Raw genomic sequence first — 20738 nt, forward strand, 5'->3', positions numbered from 1 at the left:
CCCCAGTTTTTTGATCTAAAAATCGAAACAATGCCGTCAAACACTATCAAATTTTCGTATATGTTTCAATAATCGCACCTTTCGGCAGTTCGGTTGAAGTTATGTCCAGACCAAAAACTTGGCACGAAAAGTGCGTCGACCGGGTGGCTCACTTCATTGCGACTTCGGACTGCGCATTGCGCAAGGCCGCCTCGACCCGGTCGGTGAATGGGAGCTGATACCGGACACTCCAGGATTTCTCACCCGCTCGCACAAGTTCGATCACCTTCAAGCCTTCAGCAATCTCTCCAGCCATCAAGTGCGCGTCTGCGAGCAAGGTCTGAGCGTAGAGAACGATCTGAGTTGAACCTGTATCAACATAGGCGTCGATACCGGCCGAGATCTCGGCGATCCCCTCGGCAGGGTGACCTTCTGATGCCCGCGCCCAGCCGTGCAGGATGCGGCCCCAGGCATCCCAGTAGTGGAACTCCCGCTGCCCACTGATCTCGAGCGCGCGGTTGACCATATCCAGCAATGACCCTGTGTCGCCCAATATCTGATAGATGGTCGCCAGGATGTTCAGCCCGTAGCACCGGGTGAAATCGTGTGGTTCACGACTGATCCGCTCAGCCAGTTCCGCTAGCTCGGCGCGAAACGTTTCGCCGTCTCCGCTTTGCAGCACCACGGCCCAGCACCTCATCGCCTGATCAACCAAGTATATGTCTGCCTCGTGATAATTCAGCAGATCGTCCGGGCCGGTTGCCCCGCGCAACGCAATCGCACGGTCGAAAGCAGAAATGGCGACCTCCAGACGGCCAAGCATGAAGTTGCTCATGCCGATATTGTGCGCCGCGAGCGCCTCCATCGTCGGGTTTTCCGCGCGCCGTGCGACCTCCTCCAGGTAATCACACAAAGCCAACGCGCCCCTCGGATCGCCCAGAGTCAACTGAGCACCGAACTGCACATGCACGGCCAAAAACGCATCCGTCACACTGGCGGAGGAACGGTCAAGCAGGTGGCGGAACCGGTCCAGATTGGCCAAAACCTCTTTCGACCCGAACGCCCTGGTACTGAGGGCCACGTTCAGCATCTTGCGCAGCGAAATCTCTTCTCGATCCCGTTCGGGGCTTGGGGTGATTTTGTCGTTCTCGGTCAAGGCTTCATTGAGATGGTGGATGGTTTCTTCGTTGGCAAATCGCTCGCCCGAGATGACTGCCGCCCGGCGCCACGCGTCCCGGGCCTGTTTGGGCATGTCCGCGCGGGCATAGTGCTGGGCCAGCAATTCAGGGTTCTGACCCACAAGGTCACTGAACGAAGTGTCGAGGACCTCGGCGATCCGGCTGTGCACCGCCCGCGCCCGACTGGGCAACATCAGGTCATAGGCCGCGTCCCGTATCAAAGCGTGGCGGAACGCATAGGCGCCTCCCATATTGACCCCGCGCCGCACCAATATTTGCGCTTCGACCAACTCGTCCAACATGCGCAGGGTTGCCTCGTACGATTGACCGCTGACCGAACTGACCATCGCAGGCAGGATGTTGCGGTCAATGGCGGCGCAGACCGGCACGATATCGCGGGCCGTGCTCAGCCGGTCGAACATGGCCCAGAACAGTTCCTTGAGCGTCGATGGCAGTGCCTGTTGCATCTGCATTGCGGAGGCGTCGGTCTGGTCGAAGAACCCGTCCTGGATCATTCGTGCCATCTCTTCCGCAAACAGAGGGACGCCATCCGTCCTGTTCGCGATCCGGTCTTTCATGGTCTGTGTCACTTGCATGGACTGTAAAAGCGCATCCAGCATTTGGTGGACGTGGTCCCGGTCCAGGCGGGAAATCGTTAGTGGGACGACACCCTCCCGGCCTTCCCACGGTGGATGGTAGGACGGGCGGAACGTGCACATGATCATGACGGGCATGGACCTGAAGCGTTCGATCAACAAAGCGATGATTTCCTCAGTCGAGGGATCGATCCAATGCAGGTCTTCAAACAGCAACAGAACCGGTCGATGCCGCGCCAGCGCAGCAACGGTCTGCACCAAGGCCTCCTGAAACTGCTGCTTGAGCCGGTCAAAGGGCAGTTTCAGCAGGTCTTCCTCGGCTTCCACCGGCAACGACATGGCATAGGCAAACAGAGGAAGATAGTCTTCCGGAACCTCCGACCATTCCTGAAACAGTTGCCTGAGTTTGCGCAGCTTCCGCTGGTCGGAGTCGGATCTGCGGAAATCGGCCATGTGGCTGATCCAGCTGAGCACCGGGAAATGGGCACTTCGCTCGTGGTTCGGCGAGCATTGGAACCCAAGCCGCAGATATTGCTTCTCTTCGAATCCGCGGGTCGCTTCCTCGACAAGACGCGATTTTCCGATGCCGGCCTCACCGGAAACCATAACCGCCTGCCCTTCCCCATTCAGTGCGGCCTGCCAATGCTTCTTGATCGTCGCGATCTCATCGACCCGGTTGACGAAGGGGGAGCCTTGAACCCCGGGACGCGCCTGAAACCGCAGCATCGGCTCTTCCGCACTCAGAACTTTCCAGATGCCGATCGGGTTCTCAAACCCCTTGAGGCTTTGCTTCCCCTTCCACTCGCAGCGAAAGTTGCTCCCGATCAGCAGCTTGGTGTGCTCGCTGATGGCGACCGTCCCAGGGTCCGCCAGTTCCTGGATACGGGCCGCCAAATTCGGCACCTCTCCGACCACCAGACCTCCTAAAGTCGAGTGATTGTCAACCACGGCTTCCCCGGAAGAAATCCCGACCCGAACCCCGATGACCTCACCCTTGCCGTGTTTGATACGACCAATGGAGCCGCAGATTTCCAGTCCGGCGGCAACAGCCCTTTCCGCATCGTTCTCTTCGACCGTCGGATAACCGAAATAAGCAACCACTCCATCTCCGATGAATTGGGCAATGTGCCCCTGGTGCCGGGTCACGACATCAAAACAAAGGGCTTGATAGTCGTGCAGAACGGAGCGGTACTCCTCAAGATCCAGATGACTGGACAATTCAGTCGATCCAACGAGATCGACAAAGACCAAAGTCAGATACCTGCGCTCGGGGACACCCTCCAATGCCGTGGGTTGAGGCGCGTGAGGCCCAGTTTGCGATGACGTGAGAGCATTCTCGGAATGTGAAACGCCACCTTGATCCGAGCGAAGCGCCTCGATCGCCCGCATCATGCGTTTGCGATCCCCGAGGTTCAGTCCAAGCTCGACCAGGTCATTTTCTGTGAGGGTGGCAAGAACATCCAATTCGATCGCGTTCGAGGCGAACACATCATGGTACTTCTCAAGGGAATACTTCTCCAACCACGCCTTGATGTCAGCCATCTTCAGTCCTCGGTCGAAATTACTTCAATGTGCTTTGCCTTTTGTCCAATCGGCGTCAGTCAGAGAGACCTGGTTTCTGACGAAGCTAAAATATGTCCGACCGTATGCCGGCCCTTATAGTCAGCGCGTTGCGTATTAATTGCCAATGCAAGGCGGAACGCCCGCATTGTTGCCCCAACACGAACCTATCCCAAGTCGGAATTTGCGTCTACTGGCTGGCAAAATGCACCTTCGGGCCAAGCGGGATTCAATCAAGAACGCATCCAGCCAGAATTGGCCCAGCCGACGTTCACACTACCCAAGTTTCAGTCTGTCTCTCCGCTACTCATAGCGGTGGCGGTTCGGCGTCAAAATGGTCAAACGCCGGCGTATTGGAAACAAACCGAGCGTCCGTCATAATGATCATAATTATGCCTTTTTGCATACTACAGGGGAAGTGGCGGAAAGGTACCTGTTTACAGGAAGGTTTGGCCGGTGGAAGCACAGGCCAAACCAATGGTTAAAAATGGTCAGCCCAAATGCTCAACTAGCCGTTCCAACAACCGCGCGGCTTCGTCTACGCTCAGAGTCCGGCCGCGAAGATGTATCCGCAATTCGCCCGCTGATACCTCTGCTCGCAATTCTCCGCCTTTGGGCAGCGTCTGAATAGGCAGCCGTTGAATCTGTTTCGGGCGGCCCCCACGCGGCTTTTCCTGAGTCGGTGCAGGCGCGTCTTTCAACGCAGCCTCTATCACGGTCAGTTCCGATTTCGGGTCCGTGGCCTCACCCCGGGACAAGGCCTCCCTCAGCTTGGCCTGCGCGCCATCCCGGATAGCCGCGGCAATCCTGAGACCTGCCTTTTCCGACAACGCAACCGGGTACTGCAGTAAGTCGCCCAAGGCCTCGTGAACCACCGCAAAGCTGCGGACCTTGGACCTTTTGGCCTTGGAGGCTGCGGCGAACAGAACATCCACGGCGGCTTCGGTCGACGGGAACACACCCTGCCCCACAGCGAGGACAGCGATGCGCCCACGTTCATACGGGCTGAGGTTTGATCGAAGTTCGTTCTCCTCGACCATCGAAACATACGCCCCCTGCCCTGCGCCAGCCTGGCGCACGAACGCGGGAATTTGGGCGAATTTCGGGTCACCGCCGGCCAAACGGCGGAAGGCGTCCAACCGGCGATAGCCCGATATCAGGCCATAGCCATCCTCGGTTTTGGTCACCTCGATCGGCGTCCGCAGCCCGTTGGAGCGCAGAGATTCCAGCAGTTCGGACATTGCCTCTTCGTCATCGACCATGCGGTCGCGCCGCAAGAAATCGGCATCGATCTGATCTATGGGCACCATCTCTGCGACCAGACCGGCGTCTTGGGCATCCCGCCAACGCGCAGCGTCGCCTTGGTCTTTTGCAAGGGTTGCGCGGTCGGTCACTGCTGCCATGCCATTCAGCGTCGCGGCCTCGGCCGCGACCTGCGCGATTGGCGGAGTTGACGGGTTGGCCTCGAACGGGCTGATCGAGGGTTTCGCGGCGAAACCAGCCTCAAGCTCTTCAAGTTCCGCCGCATCCGGCGCCGTCAGTCTTCTGCGTTTAGCCATCGGCCTGTCCTCCCATCTGGGCGTCGCGCCACCAACACCCGATCAGCACTTCTTTGAATTCCGCGTAGGTCCGGTCGAAGGTCTCTCGCCCCCGAACATAGGTGTCGCGGTTAAAGTCACGGTAGTCCGCTTCATAGATTCCGTTCACCTGTTCTCCGGCCTGTCCCACCAAAGCGGTGTAATCCTGCCGATAGGCGTTCATGAAATCACCGAAATACGCCTGGATCACGTTGGCCATGTCCGTTTGCTGACTGGCGTCGAACCGGGTGATGATCGCGCGCACGACATCCCACTCAAACTTGAGTTCGGGCAACCCAGCCGCCCTTTGTGCCGCGTTCTCGCCATCCTCGATACTGGCGAATGTGGTGTAGAGCATGTCGAAGAAGCGCCCGGTGGAATCAAATTCCAGGAATGAAGCTCCGAGTGGCACCAGCAAAATGTCCGCTGCGGCCAGCGCATTGATCGTTAGGTACCCAAGTGCAGGAGGAGTATCGAGGAACACGATGTCGTAATCATTCAATACGGCCTCGTCCTGCAAGAAGTTGGTGAGCCCGTCCCACAGCGGCCAACTGCGAAGGCCCATCCGCCAGACCGGGATCTGAAATTCAGCCCAATAGAGGTTCAGTTGAGCACCAATGAGATCAATGTTGGGCCAATGGGTCTTCTGGATGACATCCTGAGGTTGGGTCCTCAGTGCCTCTTGCAGAGTTTCATCCAATGGGATTTCGGGTTGACCGGCAGCCGCGCGGACCCTGTTCTCCTCCTGAACCGCGCGCGCATAGTCTTTTGCGATCAAGGGGAAAACCGTCTGCCATTCATCCGCGACGCGACCACCTAGGATGGACGTCATGGATCCCTGGCTATCAAGATCAATCACCAGCACTTTATAACCGTCCAACGCGGCCGACATTGCCAGATGAGCAGCGGTCGACGTCTTGCCAACGCCACCTTTGAAATTGGCAACGGCAACAACTTTTGCCGGCAGATCTTCCGGCCGGTAGGGCAGGTATTCCTTGGTGCTTACACCTTCGGCGGCGAAATGGCGCCTCAAGGTCAGAACTTCTTCGAGGGTGAACCATTTCGATCCTGCTTCGCCTTCGCCTTGCGGGAGGTCAGGATTTGCCTTGAGGACGCGGCGCAGGTGGGCCGGAGCCACCGGGATCAGGTACTTGGTAATCTCCCAAATCGAAAACCGGCGGAGGCGCTTTTCGCCATCGGGCGCATACCCGCGGCGGGCCAGATCTTCGCGCCCTTTGGCACAGAAGGTTGCAGCTTTTGCGAATCGAGATGTCCCGATAGGATCGGGTAACTTTGATGCAGCCTTGGCCGGATCCAGATTGAAGTACGGCGGGAGAGCAGGTTGCTTAGATTTTGTCACTGTCGATGCCTCGAATAATGTTCGCCTTTCCGGCGTATATCAGGAAATGTACCGAACATTTTCCTTCTGCGCTATCCTCGAAAGAGCAGTTTTCCACAGAAGAATGCCGAAGAGTTCGGTTTCGCGACGAAACCTGCATTTATTTCCAGAAAAGGGCACACCAAAGAGTTTATTCTTTTTAAGGGTTTTAGATTCTTTGCGGACAGAAAACAAAAATAAATCATATATTTGTGTTCGCATTGGCACCCGGATACAGGACCAAGGGTTCCAGGCTTCGGGATCAAAGGCACCTGTATACAGGATCAAAGGGTCCCGAATCCGGGGAGAGGGGCACCGATTCGCGGTTCGGCTCTATCGTGGACTATTTTGGGTCTAATCCGATTGCGCTGATCGCCGCCCACGCGTGTCACGACTCCAAGTTTGAACCAATTGGCCTCCGCTTCTGTGGATAACTGGGACGCCGATTCGGATAGGTACCTGTCTACGGGATTCGCTTCATCCTGCAAATGGGGACCCAAATATGGTTGATCCACGGGTACCTTTTGTGTCACAAACTTGGCAAAAGAGCAGCCGGGCAGAATCATGCCGGATACACAACTGGACATGGATCACCTCTCAGGCGCTTTGCGTCGGGAAACGGTGAAAAAGAATGTGGCCGCGATCCATATCAGCGGCAAGCTGACGCTGTTGCAGCGAAAGCTTTCCAATGTGTTGCTTCTCAATGCCTACGACTCACTGACCACGGCGCAGACCCATACGATTGATGCCCGCACCCTGGCGATGATGGTGGGCTACAACTCGAACGACTTCGACACATTGCGCGCCAGCCTGAGAGCGCTTGCCGAGACAGTGGCCGAATGGGACATGCTCGATGAAAAAGGGCGGCAAGAGTGGGGCGTGTCGTCGTTGCTGAGTTTTGCCAAGCTCAAGGGCGGGATCTGCGAATACGCCTATTCCCCGGCCCTGGCGCAGAAGCTGTACGATCCGAAAATCTATGCGTTGATCAATGTGCACATCCAACGCAATTTCAGCTCGGGGCACGGGCTGGCCTTGTATGAAAACTGTTATCGTTTCGTACGCACCGGGTCGACCGGATGGTGGGCGCTCGAGGTGTTCCGCAAGTTGATGGGTGTGGACGGCAGCGACTATTACACGAGCTTCAAACACCTGAATGCCAAGATCATCAAACCTGCAGTGGCCGAGGTGAACAAAAGCTCGGATATTCTGATCGAGCCCGAGTTCCGCAAGAAGGGCCGCAGCGTCACCGACATTCGGTTCCTGATCAAGGCGAACCCGCAGAAGGCAATGTTCGAGATCGACGACAGCGATGGGGTGCGCAACCTGGCGGTCTACAAGACCTTGCGCAAACAAGGGGTGTCCGATCGGCTGGCGCGTCAGTGGATCTCTGAGCATGGTGAGGATTATGTGCAGCAGAAGCTGGACTATGTAGCCGGGCAGGGGGACGTTAAATCAACGCTGGGGTATCTTTCGGCCGCCCTGCGCGATGACTACAAGGCCCCCGCGGCAGAGACCGTGAAACCGCCTAGTCCCGAGGCGCTGGCCGCAGCCAAGCAGCGGGAGGAAGAGAAGGCACGCGAAGATCAAGCCTATGCCGCGCGCGTGGCGGAGCGCGCCGAGCGTGCTCGCAAGCTGGCCATCGTCGAAGACCTGGTTTCGCGGCGAAACCCCACTCAACGGGATGCCGACAAACGCTTGTTCATGTCGACTTTGTCGGACGAGCTAGACCGAGAGAACTTCCAGCAACATGGGTGGCGATCAGGTTTGAACGCCAACGCCATTTTTGCCTTCTGGGAGGAGTTGGAGCCCGATGCGTTCCAGACGGAAACCCCCGCCTGAGGCTCAGGCGGGGCAGGGGGCCTATTGATTTTTCAGTGCATTTTGCAGCGCATCCCCAATTGCGCTGTACTGTGCATTATGGGCAGATTTTGCGCGTTGTGATTTCGGGATGCCTTTATTCTTTTCGCGCGCGTTCTGGCCCTTGACGTCGCGATCTTGCCGGGCAGAAGCTCCGCCATCCTTGCGCATGCTCAACCCGATCCGCTTGCGCGGCACGTCCACTTCAACCACGCGGACGCGCACGACCTGCCCGGCCTTGACCACCTCATGCGGGTCTTTCACGAACCGGTCGGCCAACTGGCTGACATGCACCAGCCCGTCCTGATGCACGCCGATATCGACGAAGGCGCCAAAGGCAGCGACGTTGGTGACGGTGCCTTCCAGCACCATGCTGGGTTTGAGGTCGGTGATCTCTTCGACGCCTTCCTTGAAACTGGCGGTCACGAAGCTGGGACGCGGGTCGCGGCCGGGCTTTTCCAATTCGGCAAAGATGTCGCGCACCGTGGGCAGGCCGAAGCGGTCATCGACGAACTGTTCCGTGCGCAGACCACGCAGTGCGCCGTCATTGCCCATGATCTGACGGATGTCTCGGCCGCAGGTCTGCACGATGCGGCGGGCGACGTCATAGGCCTCGGGGTGGACGGCCGAGGCGTCCAGCGGTTCGTCCCCGTCGCGGATGCGCAGAAAGCCCGCGCATTGCTCAAAAGCGCGGGGGCCAAGGCGCGCGACCTTCAGAAGATCCTGCCGCGATCGGAACGCACCATTGAGGTCGCGATGCGCCACGATGGCTTCGGCCAGACCGGGACCCAGGCCCGAGACATGGGCCAGCAGCGGCGCCGAAGCGGTGTTCAGATCGACGCCCACGGCGTTCACCACGTCTTCGATCACGGCTTCCAGAGACTGGCCCAGCCGGTGTTGATCAACGTCGTGTTGATACTGGCCGACGCCGATGCTCTTGGGTTCGATCTTGACCAGTTCGGCCAGCGGGTCCTGCAGGCGGCGGGCGATCGACACCGCGCCACGTAGCGAGACATCGAGATCGGGAAACTCGCGCGCGGCCAGTTCCGAGGCGGAATAGACCGAGGCCCCAGCCTCGGACACCACGACCTTGGTAGGCGCCTGCACCCCTTTGGGCAGCAGTTTCAGCGTGTCGGCCACCAGGCGCTCGGTCTCGCGGCTGGCGGTGCCGTTGCCGATGGCGATCAGTTCGACCTTGTGCGTTGCGATCAGGTTCAGGATGGTGGCCTGCGCGCCGCGCAGATCGTTCTTGGGTTGGAATGGATACAGCGTGTCAGTCGCCACCAGCTTGCCCGTCGCATCCACCACCGCAGCCTTGACGCCGGTGCGGATGCCCGGGTCCAGCCCTAGGGTGGGGCGGGGGCCCGCTGGAGCGGCAAACAGCAAGTCCTTGAGATTGCGCGCAAAAACCTGAATGGCCTCCTCCTGCGCGCGGCTGCGGAGATCGGCCATCAGCTCGACCATCATCGACAGCGACAGCTTTACCCGCCAGGTCCACCCTGCGACCTCGCGCAGCCACGCGTCTCCTGGGCCGTCGCCACGCGTCTGCAGATGCGCCGCCACGATCGCCTCGGCCCGCGCTGCGCCGGTTTCGGGGTCGGGGGCAATGTCCAGCGTCACGATCCCCTCTTTCGACGCGCGCAGCATCGCCAGCGCCCGGTGCGAGGGCACCTTGGCCCAGGGCTCGGCATGGTCGAAATAGTCGCTGAACTTGGCGCCTTCCTGTTCCTTGCCGTCGATCACCTTCGAGGTTAGCAGTGCCTCGGCCTGCATGAAGCTGCGCAGCTCGCCCAGAAGGGCGGCGTCTTCGGTCAGACGCTCGGTGATGATGTCACGCGCGCCATTCAGCGCGTCCTTGGTGGTGGGCACGGCCTCGTTCACATAGGCCTGGGCCAGAACTTCGGGGTCGGCGCTGCGGTCGGCCAGGATCGCGTCGGCCAGCGGCTCCAGCCCGTTTTCCCGCGCGATCATCGCCTTGGTGCGACGCTTGGGTTTGTAGGGCAGGTAGATGTCTTCCAGCTGTGCCTTGGTTTCGGCGCGGGCAATGGATTTGGCCAGATCGTCGGTCAGCTTCCCTTGATCCTTGATCGAGTTCAGGATCGTCTCGCGCCGCGCCTCGAGCTCGCGCAGATAGGCCAGCCGGTCGGACAGGGTGCGCAGCTGGCTGTCGTCCAGCCCGCCCGTCACCTCTTTGCGATAGCGCGCCACGAAGGGCACGGTGGCGCCTTCGTCCAGCAGCTTGACCGCCGCTTCGACCTGCTGCGGCCGGGCATTGATTTCGGTGGCGATGGTACGGGCGATGCGGTCCAACGGGGCCTCCTTGATCTCGGGTTGGAGAACCGTCTTAGCCAGCGCCCGCGCCAAGGGAAAGGCGTCGCGTATCGTCGGCGGGCTGAAAATACGAGCATTTGCGCGGTTTTGCGCAAACTGGGTCAAAATGCGCGTTCAGATGCGATTGATCCCGGGCCTCGGGTGATTTAAGGGAAGCCCTGTCAAATCAGAGTCACCCCGGAGCGGAACAGCATTCACGCTCCTCGCACGCCGCGCTGCACGCGGCACAACTCTCGGATCGCACGCCCCTGAAAGGCTTAAAAAAGGTAAGGGAACATGGCAGAAAAATCGAACTTCGACATATTGTATACCATCGTAGACGAAGCGCCGGAGCTGGCCAGTGCCTCGTTCCTGCCCATCATCCGCAAATTCGCCTCGGCTGCGGGCGTCAGCGTCGGCACCAAGGACATTTCGCTGGCCGGGCGCATCATCGCGGCCTTCCCCGAAAACCTGACCGAAGAGCAGCGTCAGCCCGACGATCTGGCCGCCTTGGGTGAGCTGGTGAAGACCCCCGAGGCCAACGTGATCAAGCTGCCCAACATCTCGGCCTCGGTGCCGCAGCTGGTCGCTGCCATCAAGGAACTGCAGGGGCAGGGCTATGACATCCCGAACTATCCCGAGGACCCCAAGACCGACGGCGAGAAAGAAATCCGCGCCCGCTATGACGCGATCAAGGGCTCGGCCGTGAACCCGGTTCTGCGCGAGGGCAACAGCGACCGCCGCGCCGCCAAGGCGGTGAAACGTTATGCGCAACAGCACCCGCACTCGATGGGCGAATGGTCGGCCGACAGCAAGACCAAGGTGTCGTCGATGCCGGGCAATGATTTTTATGCCAACGAGAAATCGGCCACCATCACCGCCGATCAGGCCGGTGATGCGCGGATCGAATTCGTGGGCAAGGACGGTGGTGTTACCGTCCTGAAAGACGGCTGGTCGCTGGAAGAGGGCACCGTTGCGGACGCAACTTTCATGTCGGTCAAGGCGCTGTCGGAGTTCCTGGATGCCGCGATCGAGGACACCAAGAAAGACGGCACGATGTTCTCGCTGCACATGAAGGCGACGATGATGAAGGTCAGTGACCCGATCATTTTCGGCTACGCCGTAAAGTCGTGGCTGGCGCCGGTGTTCGAAAAATTCGGCGACCGCATGGCTCAGCTGGGCGTCAACCCGAACTCCGGCCTGGGCGATCTGCTGAACCGCGTCAAGGACGATGCCGAGATCATGGCCGCAATCGAAGCGGTCAAGGCCGAGCGTCCCTCGATGTACATGGTCGACAGCGACAAGGGCATCACCAACCTGCATGTGCCGTCGGACGTGATCATCGACGCCTCGATGCCGGCCGTGATCCGCGCGGGCGGCAAGGGCTGGGACGAGAGCGGCAAGAAGGGCGACACCAACTGCGTGATCCCCGACCGCTGCTATGCGCCGGTCTATGACGAGACCATCAATTTCTTCAAAGCCAACGGTGCGCTGAACCCGGCGACCGCCGGTTCGGTGGCCAATGTGGGCCTGATGGCCCAGAAGGCCGAGGAATACGGCAGCCACCCGACCACATTTGAGGCGCCCGCCGACGGAACGATCCGCGTCGTTCTGTCCAATGGCGAAACCCTGCATTCGCATGAGGTCGAAAAGGGCGACATCTGGCGCGCCTGCACGGCCAAGAAAGCCCCGATTGAAAACTGGATCCAACTGGCGATGGACCGTCAGCGTCTGACCGGCTCCGAGGCGATCTTCTGGCTGGATGCAAACCGCGCCCATGACGCCGAGCTGATCAAATACGTCAAGCCGGCGCTGGAGGCTGCGGGCGTGGCTGACAAGTTCCTGATCATGGCGCCACGTGAGGCGACCCGCAAGTCGCTGGAAACCATCACCGCCGGCAAGGACAGCATCGCCATCACCGGCAACGTGCTGCGCGACTATCTGACCGACCTGTTCCCGATCCTCGAACTGGGCACTTCGGCCAAGATGCTGTCGATCGTCAAGCTGATGAATGGCGGCGGCCTGTTCGAGACCGGTGCAGGTGGCTCGGCGCCCAAGCACGTTCAGCAGCTGGTCGAGGAAAACCACCTGCGTTGGGACTCGATGGGCGAATTCTGCGCGCTGGGGGAATCGTTGAACTTCCTGGCCGACAGCAGCGGCAACGCCAAGGCCGCGGTTCTGGGCGCTGCGGCCGAGGCCGCAACGCAGGGCATCCTGGACCACGACCGCTCGCCCAGCCGCAAGGTTGGCGAGCCGGACAACCGCGACAGCCACTATTGGTTCGCCCGCTACTGGGCCGAGGCACTGGCCGCGCAGTCGGATGATGCTGAACTGGCCGCGCATTTTGCTCCGATCGCCAATGAACTGGCGGAAAAGGAAGGGCAGATCCTGTCCGAACTGCTGGCCGCTCAAGGCGAACCTGCAGATCTGGGCGGCTATTACCACGGCGATCGCACCAAAACTGCGGCGGTGATGCGCCCCAGCGCGACACTGAACGCGATCATTGGCTGAACACAAAAGGCCGGGCGAATGAGCCCGGCCTTTCTATTTTGTCGGATCAGGCGACAGTTGTTATTTTCCTGTGCTATTGTTTGCTTTGGCTTGATTGGCCGCACCTGAACAGTTCCAGCACGACCCGGGTTGGACAAAGGGAGTTGCGGCACGGTTCTCAGCCGGTATCATCCCAGAAAGTTTGCACCGTCGAACGGTTCGGCCGGACTGTGCATTTGATTTGTTAAAGGGTGTTTCAGAGCGCCTGTGTTGCCAGTGATTGGAACCAGGGCCGGCGCTGGATTTGGATTGCCGGACACGGTCGGCGGAGAGTGGTCATGAGTACGCTGAAGATCGCGGTACTGTCCGACATACATGGAAACGCCACGGCGTATGCGACCGCGATCCAGAAGGCCGAAGCTTTTGCGCCGGATGTCGTCGTCATGTTGGGCGATCTGCTGACATATGGTGTGCGCCCTCGGCAGGTGTTGGAACTGACCGATCAACTGATGGCTCGCCAAAACTGCGTGTTCATCCGCGGCAACCACGACCAGTTCTATTTCGATCTGGATAAAGGCAACCCGTCCTTCTACGACAACATAGCAGGATTTGTGTTGGAGTCCGTCGAGTGGACTCATGGTGAGGTCCGGGGCGACCCACCGTTGGCCGATCGATACCCCTGGGCCGACCGCCATAGCATGGGGCCGATCCTGTTTTCACATGCCAACCCTTATGATTATGGGAACTGGTCCTATGTCTCGAAACCGGATCAATGGGCACCAGCTGCAGCGGCCTTGCGACAAATGGGAAAAACGGTCGGGGTCTTTGGGCATTCGCACCGGGCCTTTGCCGTCATGATCGACGAAGCCGGAAGACCGACACCAGCGGATCAACGCAAGTGGATAAGGATTCCGAAAGGGTCAGTGCTGCTACTGAACCCCGGAGCGGTCGGGCAGGGGCGGGGCACGGGCCTGTCTTATCTGACCCTCGAGCTGGATGGCGACCGGGTGAGAATCGACATCCCGTCGATCAGCTTTGATCTGGAACAGATCCGCGCGGATATTCAGGCCACTGACCTCAGTCAGGGGACAAAGGAACGGCTTATTTCATTTATGGAGAAATGAATTGATCACGGTTTTGGTTACAGGTGCGGGTGGCGGTGTGGGCCAGGGCATCATCAAGTCGCTCAGGCTGATTTCTGATTTGCCGCTGCGTATTCTTGGAGCCGACATGTCTGCCCTATCTGCCGGCCTTTATGCCTGCGACAAAGCCTTTCTGGTCGAAGGGTGCCGCTCGCCGGGATATCTCGACTCACTGGCGCGGATATTTCAGTCAGAGTCCGTGGACTACTATTTCCCCGGAACGGATATCGAACTGGCATTGTGTGCCGAAAACCGGGATCGCATTGTGGAACATTTCGGGACAAAGGTCGTGGTCAACAGTCCAGAGACGGTGCGTATTGCCGATGACAAGGGACGGACCTCGGCTTTTTTGGCGAGTAACGGGCTGCCCTATCCGCGCACGTGGCCTATGGCCGAGGCTTTGGAAATGGATGATCTGGTCTACCCGGTTATTGCCAAACCGGCGGTCGGGTTTCGGTCCATCGGGGTCGAGCGGGTGAATTCTCGGGACGAGCTGGCCAACTACCCCGGTGATCCGGCGGCAACCATCGTACAGGAGCTGATCGGCGATGACTCGCGCGAGTTCACGTGCACGATCGTCGGGGCGAAGGGGAGTCTGTCGCCGGTTCTGGCACTGCGCCGAGTGCTTCGGTCGGGCGATACATATCGGGCCATTCCCGAGCGGAATCCGGTGATCGAAGACTATGTCACAGCTATCGCGCGCAAGCTGGACGTCGAAGGGGCCAGCAATTTTCAGCTGCGCCTTGGCGACGACGGAGTACCCAAGGTGTTCGAAATCAATGCCCGGTTCTCTGGCACTACACCGTTTTGTGCTCAACTGGGATTCAACCCGGTCGAATGTTACCTCAAGACCGATCGCGGCCTTGCCTATGAGCCGGAAATCGCCTGGGACAGCATGGTTTTGCGGTACTGGAGCGAGCTGGTCGTTCCGCGTTCAATGACAGATACATTGGATCAGGTCGGCCAGTTGGAACCTCAGATCCCGGCCCAGTTCAGCCTCTATGGCGGGACGCCATGAAAGTTGCCCTGACAGGGGCGACCGGCCTGCTGGGTCGCCATCTTGTGGCCTGGTTAAGCCGACGTGACATTCCTGTTGCGCGGATCGACCGGTCGGACTGGGATCTGCAGGACGCGATCACCCATGACAGGCTGGATCAACTGGCTCAAGGTGCGGATGTATTCGTGCACTGCGCGGCCCGGATTGACCTTGCCGGGCCTGCGGATGACGGCTCGGCTTGGCAGGTGCTGTTTGACAGCAATGTGCGAGCCACGTTGAATGCGGCGCGTTGGGCGGCAGATCGTGACGTGCACTTCATCTTTGTGTCCAGCGGGTCAGTTTATCGCGATCCTCATGCCCGCGGAATCGACGAAAGCGCGGAAACCGCCCCGGGGCCGCTTGGGGGTGATTACGCTACAACCAAGCGTTTGGCCGAAGCGGGGCTCGCTGAGTTTGCCCAGACTTCTGGAGCGCGAGTGACCGTGCTCAGACCTTCGGCGCTCTATGGTCATGGGCTGCCTGATGACAAGTTTCTTGTGCGGATGCTGAATGATGCTGCCGCGGGGCAAAACATCACAGTAACAGGTCCGAAGAATAGCATTGATTTCGTGCATGCGCATGACTTGAGCCGGGCGATTTTGCAATCGGCCCAGGCCAAAGCTTACGGTGTATTCAATATCTCCGGCGGAGATCCGGTTTCCTTGGCGGATTTGGCGCAGGAGATCATGTCCGTCGCAGGTGGCCGGGGTGTGATCGAAACCCGACCCGGAGACAGTCCGCCATTCACCCGCTTCGATCTGTCCTCGGACGCAGCCCGGGCAGCATTCGGCTATGCGCCGGTTGTGGACATCGCAACGGGTCTGGAAATGACGTTGAGGGGCCAATTGCTGCCGGGAGCGGCATGACCCGGTCCGGCAGCCGGGCGATGGGAGCCGGAAACATGTTTTTTGAAGGTATCTTGGGTGTTACCGTCATATTCCGGGTACCAGTCTGCGGGCCAGGTAACCCACCGCCGTTTGGAATGTAGAATATGGTGCCAGTCAACAGTATCAGCCGGCCTAAGCCGATTTTGGAGCAGATCGAATTCGCGTGTCTGATGACTGCGTTGCTGTTCAGCACGTTCACTGCCTTTCGCCATCCGGCGGTTCTGTTCACGGCCAGCGACATGTTTTTGACGGTTGCCGTGATCCTGCGGTGCAACCGCAGCCTGCCGCTGTTTCCCTTGGAATCCGCGTCTTCGGTCTGGTTCATCGGCATGCTGATGATGGTGGCGGGACTGTCGATCGGCTCTATCGCGCACGGCGATCCGGTGTCGGCCTTCGTGGTCATCGTGCAGTATTTCTTTTCGTTCGTGCTTTTGCCTCTGGCGATCCTGGGCCGCCCGTATGAAGAGGCGGTTACTCTTGCAAAGGTCGGCGTGATCTCGATTGCCTTGAACTGTCTTGTCGGGATGATCGCCTATGGCGTGGGCTATTCCGGTGGCGAATCCCGGTATTTCATGCTGGTCAGCGGCAACTACCGCGTGGCGGGGTTGGTGGATAATCCAAACGGGTTGGCTGGACTGATCGTGCTTTGGTTCCCGGTGCTGTGGTATCTTGGGTTGACGGGTGCGCTAAGAAAACTGCCATTCTTGGCCCTCTTCGGGCTGCTTGCCATCACTTTGATCTACGCAAGTTCGAATTCCAGCCTTGCCGGTGCGGTCATCTGCGGTGCTTTGTTCCTGCTGCTGGTCGGAAATCAGCGCGTGCTGATGATCTGGGGAACAGCTGTGATGACGATGGCTTGGATCAGCATCCAATGGGCCGAGTTCATCTTTCCGCCGACGTTCCGCAACCGGGTATTGTCACCTCTGCTCGAGGGGGACCTGAGTCACGCGGGTACATTCGAGGACCGCGCCGATCTCATGATCGAGGCCTGGCGGTTTCTGCCGGATTACTTTCTGGTGGGTATGGGCGCGGGACAGTATCGCGAACTGAGCAGTCAAGGCATTCCCGTTCACAACCTGTACCTGTTGCTGGCCAACGAAGGGGGCATTCTGGCCTTGCTGGGATTGTGCTTCGTTTTGGGGTCCGCCATCGTCTACGCCGTAATGGCCCGGCATAATGTGCCGAACAGGGTGTACGGGCGCGCGACCGTGGTGACGGTCACGCTGACCTTTGCGGCGCTGTCAATGAACTACACCCATGTTTACCAGCGCGGTATGCTGATCCCGTGGATCGTGGCATTGGGGCTGTTGGCTGCGTCCGATCGGTACCGGCGCCGCTAGCGATACACGTCACGGGTTGCTTTGTCCCATGCCGTTCCCGTCGCCAGCCAATTCGTGGAGGAACTCCTCAAGATTGGTCCAGCCATCTTCGTCCGAATCTGCAATTGCATCCGTCGGGTCCGTGGGATTAAGGCCCCATTGCGTTTCCCATTCATCAGACATCCCGTCGACATCGCTGTCTGCATAGGGCAGGGCGCTTTCAAGCTCGGGCCAACCGCCGACCTTTTCAGGGTTCTTCTTTAGGATTTTGCCGGAACGGTCACGGACCTCCTGAACAACCCTCTGATCCACCGCGTCGCGAGACGGGCGCGTCGCTCCAGCGTTTTGCAGGACCGTTTCAAACACTGTCGAAACCGGATCGGCCTGGACCAAAGGTGGGGTGACCGGCTCATCAACGACATAGACACGATGTTCGGGGGCAAGGACCAGTTCCTCGGGAAGGTCCAGGCTGTTGCGGTTGTCTTCATCAAGATTGTCCCGAAGGTACAACCGGTAGCCGTTCTTGAAGCCGTCGAACAGGTGCACCAGTAGATTGGAATCGATGCTTTCACCGGACAGCTTCAGGTTGCCAATGATATTGGCGTCCAGCTCGGTCCAGCGATTGTCCAGCGAAACGACATATTGCCAGATCGGTGAGTACATCAAGTTGTTTACGATCTCGGTCGTGGTCCCCGGAGTCTGGGGCGCGATTTGGGGGTTTCTGAACATCCCGTGAGAGAACAGGTTGTGATGGATGCTGAAGTTGCCGCCCTTTGTCAGCAGCATGTTGCGGGCCCGGTTGCTTTTGCCTGGTCCGCCATGCAAGAGGGGCTCGCTGATGATGCTCCACTGAAAGGTCAGCCTTTCGGCGTTTTCTGAGTCAATCGTCTCGTCGCTGCCCCAACTGGCGGAAATGTGGTCGAAGATCACGTCACGCGCGGCTTTGGTGTAGACGCCAATGGCCCCTGAACAGCAGGATTCTACTTCGTGCGGCCCGGGCCGGAACCGAACATGGCGCACGATGACATCATGCGTCCGGATTTCCAGTGATGGGCGCAATTGACGTGGGCCGTTTCGGATCGCAATCCCACCGCCCGGAGCGGTTTCTCCGGCGATGGTCAGAAAAGGACTGTTTGCGATCAGAGACGCCTTTTCCAGTGTAATCGTTCCGCTGACCCGAAAGATGCAGGTTCGAGGTCCTTTGGCATCAATGCATGCACGTAGAGAGCCGGGCCCGAATTCTTCGGTAGTGGTGACATAAATCACGCGCCCGCCGCGCCCACCTTTGGCCGCGGCGCCATGCCCTTCGGCGCTGGGAAATGCTCTTTGGGAGCCATCCGGCAGTTGCGCCGAAAAGGACCGGTTCGCGTTCTCGGCCAGCAGCGTACCGGGGCTGCTGCCAATCGCCAGAACAGTCGCAAATAGCGAACCATGGAATACGGCGAGCAGTCTTGGCCTTTTTGCAATGGGCATTCTGAAAACCTTGGCTGTTGTCAAAATTCTTCTGCCTTTGGTCTAGAGCGCGGTGCTCCGGGTTTGGGCTTTGGTCGCGCAGACCATCATTGAATCCCGCAGGTGCACTGGGATCACCAGGTCAGACAGCCGTGCCGGAACCTTGAAGTGCGCCCATCTGGGTAGATAACGATGCACTCTTTCAACCAGATATCCTAACGGAAAATACCACGTTGGCCGATGAAATTGGGTTTGTTGCAAGCCAGCTTTGGCCAAGGCAAAGCGCAGTGTTTCAGGGTCGAAATAGCCGATATGCGCAACACGATAGTGCCACCATTGGTCTCCCATGATACGCGCCAACAGGGACGAGCGGTCGGGCGTAACGACGACCAGTACTCCATCATCGGCCAGCAACCGCGCAGCCTGAGTGATCAGGTCCAGCGGATCCGGAACATGTTCGACTACGTCTACCAGAGTGACTACATCGTAGGGGCCGGTCAGATCGGGATGTGGAAGAACGCCTTGGACCACTGGCAGGCCATGGTGTTTTGCGCGTGCGCAAAACCGCCGCGACGGCTCAACCCCGATCGCGTCGTAACCACAGGCGATGGCCTCCTCGACCAGAATACCGGTTCCGGCCCCCACATCCAGCAACCGGTTCGCGCCGGCAGCGGGTCTTGGCAACCTGTTCAGCAGCACCCGCTTCTGCCGCGCCCTTTGGGGGCGCGTCATCTCATAGGCCGGGTCTTCGAGGTCTTCGTAGAATTTAAGGACATCGACCATATCCGTGCATTGGCAAAAACCGCAGCGGACGCATTGGTCGATCGCGGCGGTTGTACCGTAGTCGGCATTCGAGATTTCAAAGTTCCGCGACGTCGGATCCCCGCGCAGGGTGCTTTTCTTTATCCTCCTGAGGCCGCCGGTGCCGCACAACCAGCATCGCCGGATCGGTGCGGAAACAACATCATCTGAAGGCTGGTTCACCATGCGCGCATCACCTCCAGTCTGGCAGCAAGCCGGTCCGTTGCCCGGCACCTATGACCCGACTGGCCGGATTTCAAGCAACTGTTCAAAGAACGGAAGCTTGATCTCGAGCAGAACGAACATGACCACCACCAGCAGAATAACCTGAAAAACAAGGCCGCGTTGTTTGTACAGATTTTCGGGGGCCTGTGCGATCGAGTCCCGCGCCAGCCCGACGGCAAGATAGCGCCCGAACAACATCGCCACGAAGGGCAGAGACAGAAGAAGCTCGATTTTGTACTTGGTCAGGAAAACGCCCAGGAAAGCGGTGGACAAGATTGCGTAGACCAGCGCCGACACCAATAGCTTCGACTCGTCGTAGTCTTTGAAAGATGCGCGGTACCGCGCGGCAAGCGCCGGGTCGTCAATGGTACGATATTCGGCAAAGCGCTTGATCGCCATCAGATATGCGCCTCCGAACCAGTACGAGATCAACACGCTGGATGGTGCCACGATCGGCGGAACCATAATGAACCAGCCAGCAAAGAACCGGATGGGGTTGTTGATGGCCTCGCTCAGAACGTCCAAATAGGCGCGGTCCTTGGACCGGATTGGTTTGACGTTGTAGATGATTCCCATGATCAGCAGGGACAGCGCCGTCAGGAAGAACGGCGTATTGATCAGCAGCGCGAGTCCCAGACCGACGATGGCCAGACCCAGCCATTGCAACCAGACGATCCGGCCGTCGATCTCGGTCACGACCGAGGCACGCTCTTTTTTCTTCGGGTGGTGTCGGTCGAATTCACGGTCCAACCACTCGTTGATAGTATAGTTGGCCGATGCGATCAGACAGATCGAAAAGATCCCGACGGCGAGGTCGATTACCGACCGACCGGTGAACTCGGCACCCATGATGACCGCAAGAACGGCACCCGGCAGAATGAAGATGTTCTTGAACCAATGGTCGATGCGCGCAATGGACAGATAGTCTTTGAATCCGGCTTTTACCATTGC

13 protein-coding genes are annotated in these 20738 nt (G+C 59.0%); 6 read left to right on the forward strand and 7 right to left on the reverse strand.

The features are described 5' to 3' along the window. Window positions 1-148: 148 nt before the first annotated feature. The 3 genes from ACR0EF_RS14240 to ACR0EF_RS14250 all read right to left on the reverse strand — a co-directional run bounded on the left by ACR0EF_RS14240 (window position 149) and on the right by ACR0EF_RS14250 (window position 6250). Window positions 149-3295: an adenylate/guanylate cyclase domain-containing protein gene (locus ACR0EF_RS14240; RefSeq protein WP_170372677.1), complete on the reverse strand. Its 3147-nt coding sequence runs from the start codon at window positions 3293-3295 to the stop codon at window positions 149-151. Between the two features lie 509 nt (window positions 3296-3804). Further along, window positions 3805-4872 carry a ParB/RepB/Spo0J family partition protein gene (locus ACR0EF_RS14245; protein ID WP_170372675.1) on the reverse strand — a complete coding sequence of 356 codons (1068 nt, stop codon included), beginning with the start codon at window positions 4870-4872 and terminating at the stop codon, window positions 3805-3807. After that, window positions 4865-6250, reverse strand: a complete 1386-nt coding sequence (locus ACR0EF_RS14250) for an AAA family ATPase (RefSeq protein ID WP_170371875.1) — start codon at window positions 6248-6250, stop codon at window positions 4865-4867. Before ACR0EF_RS14250 ends, ACR0EF_RS14245 begins: the two co-directional genes overlap by 8 nt. A gap of 582 nt (window positions 6251-6832) precedes the next feature. Between ACR0EF_RS14250 and ACR0EF_RS14255 the strand changes: the two genes are divergently transcribed. Continuing rightward, window positions 6833-8107 (forward strand): replication initiation protein, encoded by a 1275-nt coding sequence (locus ACR0EF_RS14255; protein WP_170372672.1) that lies wholly within the window; start codon window positions 6833-6835, stop codon window positions 8105-8107. A 21-nt stretch (window positions 8108-8128) separates the two neighbouring features. On the opposite strand, the gene ACR0EF_RS14260 is transcribed toward ACR0EF_RS14255, so the two are convergent. Further along, the gene (locus ACR0EF_RS14260; RefSeq protein WP_302476752.1) at window positions 8129-10435 is read right to left on the reverse strand and encodes a Tex family protein; all 2307 of its coding nucleotides are present in this window, start codon (window positions 10433-10435) and stop codon (window positions 8129-8131) included. Window positions 10436-10732: 297 nt separating this feature from the next. On the opposite strand from ACR0EF_RS14260, the gene ACR0EF_RS14265 reads away from it, so the two are divergent. The 5 genes from ACR0EF_RS14265 to ACR0EF_RS14285 all read left to right on the forward strand — a co-directional run bounded on the left by ACR0EF_RS14265 (window position 10733) and on the right by ACR0EF_RS14285 (window position 17330). After that, a complete protein-coding gene (locus ACR0EF_RS14265) occupies window positions 10733-12946 on the forward strand; it encodes an NADP-dependent isocitrate dehydrogenase (protein ID WP_170372668.1) in 2214 nt (737 codons plus the stop codon). Between the two features lie 317 nt (window positions 12947-13263). Next, the gene (locus ACR0EF_RS14270) at window positions 13264-14049 is read left to right on the forward strand and encodes a metallophosphoesterase family protein (protein WP_170341754.1); all 786 of its coding nucleotides are present in this window, start codon (window positions 13264-13266) and stop codon (window positions 14047-14049) included. Window position 14050: 1 nt separating this feature from the next. Continuing rightward, window positions 14051-15085, forward strand: a complete 1035-nt coding sequence (locus tag ACR0EF_RS14275; protein WP_170371871.1) for an ATP-grasp domain-containing protein — start codon at window positions 14051-14053, stop codon at window positions 15083-15085. Next, complete coding sequence (locus tag ACR0EF_RS14280; RefSeq protein ID WP_170372666.1) at window positions 15082-15969, forward strand: NAD-dependent epimerase/dehydratase family protein; 888 nt, start codon at window positions 15082-15084, stop codon at window positions 15967-15969. Before ACR0EF_RS14275 ends, ACR0EF_RS14280 begins: the two co-directional genes overlap by 4 nt. Before the next feature lie 191 nt (window positions 15970-16160). Next, entirely contained in the window at window positions 16161-17330 is a 1170-nt protein-coding gene (locus ACR0EF_RS14285; protein WP_170372664.1) for an O-antigen ligase family protein, read from the forward strand. 9 nt (window positions 17331-17339) lie between these two features. On the opposite strand, the gene ACR0EF_RS14290 is transcribed toward ACR0EF_RS14285, so the two are convergent. The 3 genes from ACR0EF_RS14290 to ACR0EF_RS14300 all read right to left on the reverse strand — a co-directional run bounded on the left by ACR0EF_RS14290 (window position 17340) and on the right by ACR0EF_RS14300 (window position 20735). Further along, window positions 17340-18782, reverse strand: a complete 1443-nt coding sequence (locus tag ACR0EF_RS14290) for a pectate lyase (protein ID WP_174820310.1) — start codon at window positions 18780-18782, stop codon at window positions 17340-17342. A gap of 42 nt (window positions 18783-18824) precedes the next feature. Continuing rightward, on the reverse strand, window positions 18825-19544 hold the full coding sequence (locus ACR0EF_RS14295) for a class I SAM-dependent methyltransferase (protein WP_170371865.1): 720 nt from the start codon (window positions 19542-19544) through the stop codon (window positions 18825-18827). 252 nt (window positions 19545-19796) lie between these two features. Then, entirely contained in the window at window positions 19797-20735 is a 939-nt protein-coding gene (locus ACR0EF_RS14300; RefSeq protein WP_170372067.1) for a UbiA family prenyltransferase, read from the reverse strand. Between the last annotated feature and the right edge of the window lie 3 nt (window positions 20736-20738).

This window comes from Ruegeria sp. CG8 (genome assembly GCF_056537165.1).